Raw genomic sequence first — 4,682 nt, 5'->3', positions numbered from 1 at the left:
GGTCGTGGCGCCGAAGGCGGCGAGGATGCTGAGGATGAAGCCGAGGGTGGCCTTGATCGGAATGACGATGGAGCGAAAAACCATGGTCAGCAGGACGATCGAGAGTACGGCCACGACGGCCAGGTACACCGGAAGCGCGTCGGCGAGGCGTGCGGAGACGTCGATTCCGAGTGCCGTGAATCCGGTGACGCCGACGTCCATGTTTCGTTCGATCGCGAATGTCCCTGCCTGGCTGCGGATCTGGTGCACAAGCGCCTCGGTAGCCGAATCTGTCGGCCCGCTGCCGGGCACGATGGAGAAGACGACCGTCCGCCCGTCGTCACTGACCGCGCCGAGCGTCACCGAGGTGACGCCAGGCAGTTGCGCCAGGTCCCGGTACAGTCCGACGATATCGGTGGTGGCGATCGGGCCGGGTCGGCTACCGGCATCGGCCACGACAATGAGCGGTCCGATGAGCCCGGGGCCGAAGTGGTCCTTCACCACCTCATAGCTTTCACGTTGCGCGGTTCCCCGGTCGTAGCTTGCCCCGGAAGGCAATCCGAGACTCATCTGCGTGGTGGGCAGAGCGAGCAGTCCGGCAATGAGCAATGCCGCGGTCGCGGCAGCGAACCGGTGCTCGGTCACCAGACCCGCCCAGGCGGTCGCGACCTTGCGTCCCGTGCGTGAAGATGCACCGGCGGCCTGAGCGAAGGCGGCCTTGTTGCGTGCCTTCGGCGAGCAGATCCGTTCGCCGGCGAGACCGAGGAGGGCCGGCAGCAGCGTCAGCGCGGTGAGCACAGCGATCACGACTGTAACCGTGGCAGCGATACCCATGGTGGTGATCAGATGAATTCGGACAATCGCAAGGGCAGTGAGTGCGATCGCGACCGTGCTGCCCGCGAAAACCACTGCGGTGCCTGAAGTTCCGAGTGCGCGCCCGACGGCCTCCTCGGCGGTCGCGCCGGTGTCGAGGATGTACCGGCGTTGGCGGTTGACGATGAACAACGCGTAATCGATGCCGACGGCCAAACCGATCATGAGTCCGAGCACGGCGCTGAGTGAATGCAACGAGATCAGATGCGAAACCAGCAGGGCGCCACCTACTCCCACGCTGACACCCGTCAGCGCGGTCACCAACGGTAGCCCGGCGGCGACGACCGAACCAAGGGTCACCAGCAGAACCAGGGCGGCGATGCCGACGCCCACCACCTCGCCTGCGCCGATGATCTCCGGCACCTGGACCATGGAGGCCGAGGGCAGGACTGCGATGTCATGGTCAGCGGTGGCTCGTCGCGCCGTCGTCACCGTCTTGTCGATCGTTCCGGTGGGAAGTTCGAAAGTCTGTTCGTCGAACTGGAATTGCAGTACGGCGCTGGTGTGGTCCGGGGAGATGAGGACCCCAGGGACAGGTTGTCCGTTGACGGTCAGCGGCGTTGGCGCGGTGCGATCGGAGGGCGGGCCGGATGCGGCGAGTGCGCTGGCGGCCCGGATTGTCGGGCTGTTCACGCCCTTTGCGGCCTCCTGTTGAGCAACCTTGCGGGCGTCGATGACATGGTCGCTCGTGTACACGCCGTCGACGGCTGTCAGTAGCGCGATGAGATTATCGCCGTTATCGATCTGGGAACCGTTGTCGGTTTGGAACGCCATGATCCCTTGGCCACCCGACATCAGGGGCATCTTCTCGGCCAGATCGTCGATGAGGTGCTGGGACGGCGTGCCGTCGATGCGCACCTCGCTGCCCAGGTGGGGCGGGTAGCTGACGAGTAGGCCGATGATCGCCGCCAGGACCAGGGCCCATGGGGCGATGAAGTGCCATGGTCGTTGGTAGGCGGTTCTTCCGATTCGGTACAGCAGGGAATACATCGTGTGATTCCTCTCGGGCACCGGGCGTCCGCGGTGGCCCTGTCACGAAGAACTGATAGTGAACTATCAAAACGGTAGTTAACTATCGTTTTCTCGGCAAGGTAGGCTCGATCACAACTCATATGCTGGTGAAACCGTGGAAGGAGCGAGGTCTGCGTGGCGGCGAAACCGCTGCGGGCGGATGCTTTTGCCAGCATCTCCCGGATCATCGATGCGGCCAGGCGGCTGTTCGCCACCGAGGGTGGCTCGGCGACACTTGCTCATATCGCGCGTGAGGCCGGCGTCGGTGTGGCGACGCTGTACCGGCACTTTCCCAACCGTGAAGCCCTGGCGCGCGCCGTCTATGAACGGATCCTCACGGCTGAAGTCCTGCCGATGCTCGCGGAGCTCGACGGAGACGCATTGCCCAGATCTGTGCTGCTCGAGGTTGCCGAACGTGTGGCGGACATTGTTCAGAATGAGCGGGGCCTCGCCGACTCGGTCGGAAACCTGACGGAGGTCACCGCGGACTTCTTGGCAAGCAGTGATGAGACCTTCGGCCCTGCGGTAGCGCGAGCCCAAGCTGCGGGAAACCTACGCCCGGACATCGAACCGCGCGACGTGCCTTACGTTTTCGCCATGGTGATCACCGCGCTCAGTGCCGTTGAGCTGAGTCGGATTGCGCGGCGTCGGTACCTCAGCTTCTTGCTCGACGCACTCAATCCGGGCCAGGCCTCGCCGCTTCCGCCCATGTGAGTTACGCGCCCCCACGGCTTTGCTGGTTGTTGTCATGTATGTCGTTGTGTTGCAAGCTGATTCATGACGGGTCTGCTCGATCGTGTTCGTCATCTGCGACCTCGAAGGTCTGGTTCCCATCTGTGAGCCGGTCGGGACTCGGGATGGAATTGAGCGGTGCGCGGAACGCTGCGTAATTAGTTACTTCCCTTAAGGATAATGGTTTCACCTGGGGATATGAACCAAGACATGAACGATCGTTGACTTGGGACGAAGGCGGTCTCTAGCATCTGAGAGACCTTGGATCAAAAATCAAGAGGATCGAGGAACATTGAGTTACCAGACCTGGTCGGGTGCATCAGGTGAGCGGAGGTTGCCCACCTGTCGTCGGTCTCTCGAGGTGCGGTCGGCGTCCGAAAGCCGTGGGGTTTGCGTGCGGAACTCATGGCTGCCATGAGGAATGGGTCGAATCCCGGCGAACGGGTTCGCGGTTTCCGGCGGGTCCTCGGTCAACCCCGGTCGATTCGTACGCGCGTCCTTCCGATCGTGCTCATCCCGAGTCTTGCCTTGGTCGTCACCGGTGGTGTTTTCGCGGGGATTCGGTTTTATGACGGCATTCATGCGCGAGAGTGGTCGAATGGCCTGACGATTCAAATCGCGCCTGTGATCGGCTTCGTCGACGCTGCTCAGAACGAACGAGCCCGCAGTCTCGGGGTCGCCAACGGTGATCCGCGGGTGCTCGGGGACCTTCAGACGGCACGCAAGGCGACCGATGCGGCGGTACAGAAGATGTCTGATATCGCCCTGAGCCTGCAACGGCTCAACCCCGATGCCATGACGAAGTCAACGCCGGCGTTTCGAGCGCTCGTCGCCCAATTGCCTGCGATTCGAGAGCGTGTCGATGGCAGGGCCCTCGCAGACGATGACATCGACGACTTCTACACCAAACTGGTCGGGGTGGTGGCGACGGGTCTTGATGGTGCTGCGCGCACTTCGCCATTCCCCGCGACGGTCGCCGAGGAAACGGTTGCATCCGGGCTGCTTCGCATCTCGGATCTCGGTGCGAGGGCGGCGGGCATCGCTGCCGCCGCATCGGGGAACATCTCGAGTACGTCGGACCGGCTGCGGTACATCACACTGGTGGCGAGCCTGCACAACCAGCTCGACGCGGTGTCGGAAAAACTGACCGGTGCAGAACTGACTCGATACCAGCGGCTCGTCGCAAGCGACGAATGGCGGTTGCTGGTAGGCGGCCAGCCCGAGCTGGCGGAGACGGGGCAACTCCCCAGTGGATGGTCGGTGGCCCAGCGCAAAGTTGACGCCGAACTCAAAGGGCTTTGGGGCGATCAGTTCCAGGATGCCGAGCGCGAGGCGGTATCAGCCGCCGAACGGATGCTGGTCTGGGCGATCGTGGCGGGTGTGGCTGTCCTCGTGATCGCCGTCCTTGCATTCGTTGTCGCCACCCATCTGGCTCGCGCCCTCGTCGCGCGTTTGCGATCGCTGCGGAATGAAACGCTGGAGCTCGCCGAACACGTGCTGCCGGCGATGGTTCAGCGGCTGCATGATGGGCAACCGGTGGATGTCGACTCCGAACTTGTTGTCATCGACGCGGGAATCGACGAGATCGGCGAAGTCGCCGAGGCGTTCAACGCCGCTCAGCGCACCGCTGTGGCCGCTGCCGAGGCGGAGGCGAAGACCCGAGGGGGAATCAACCGCGTGTATCTGGACATCGCGCGGCGTAGCCAGGTTGTCGTTCACCAGCAGCTCAAGGTGCTCGATGCGGCCGAGGCCAAGCAGGATGACCCCGAACACCTCGAATTGTTGTTCCAGCTCGACCATCTCGCGACGCGTGCGCGCCGTAACGCCGAGAATCTACTGATTCTCGGCGGCGAGCAGCCGGGCCGGAAGTGGCGTCAGCCGGTCTCGTTGGAGGAGGTGGTGCGCAGCGCTGTGTCCGAAACCCGTGACTTTTCACGGGTGAGCGCCGTGCGGTTGCCTGAGGTGCGTGTGCATGGCAGAGCGGTCGCGGACCTCATTCATCTGCTTGCTGAACTCATCGACAACGCTTCGGCCTTTTCTCCGCCGGACGCGGTGGTTTCGGTTGGCGGTCATCTTGTTGGGAAGGG

General features: G+C 63.3%; 3 protein-coding genes. 2 read left to right on the top strand and 1 reads right to left on the bottom strand.

What is annotated here, in order from left to right:
• Positions 1 to 1,842, bottom strand: a 1,842-nt coding sequence (locus ACFXN1_RS33905) for an MMPL family transporter (RefSeq protein WP_379463758.1), incomplete at its 3' end; no start/stop codon positions are given.
• 156 nt (positions 1,843 to 1,998) lie between these two features.
• Here ACFXN1_RS33905 and ACFXN1_RS33900 point away from each other — a divergent pair.
• A complete protein-coding gene (locus ACFXN1_RS33900; protein WP_379446307.1) occupies positions 1,999 to 2,577 on the top strand; it encodes a TetR/AcrR family transcriptional regulator in 579 nt (192 codons plus the stop codon).
• A gap of 525 nt (positions 2,578 to 3,102) precedes the next feature.
• On the top strand, positions 3,103 to 4,682 hold a 1,580-nt coding region (locus ACFXN1_RS33895), incomplete at its 3' end, for a nitrate- and nitrite sensing domain-containing protein (protein ID WP_379463757.1).

Origin of the sequence: Nocardia sp. NPDC059154 (genome assembly GCF_042755705.1) — a bacterium.
Taxonomy (GTDB): domain Bacteria; phylum Actinomycetota; class Actinomycetes; order Mycobacteriales; family Mycobacteriaceae; genus Nocardia.
This window is presented reverse-complemented; position numbering and strand designations above follow the sequence as displayed.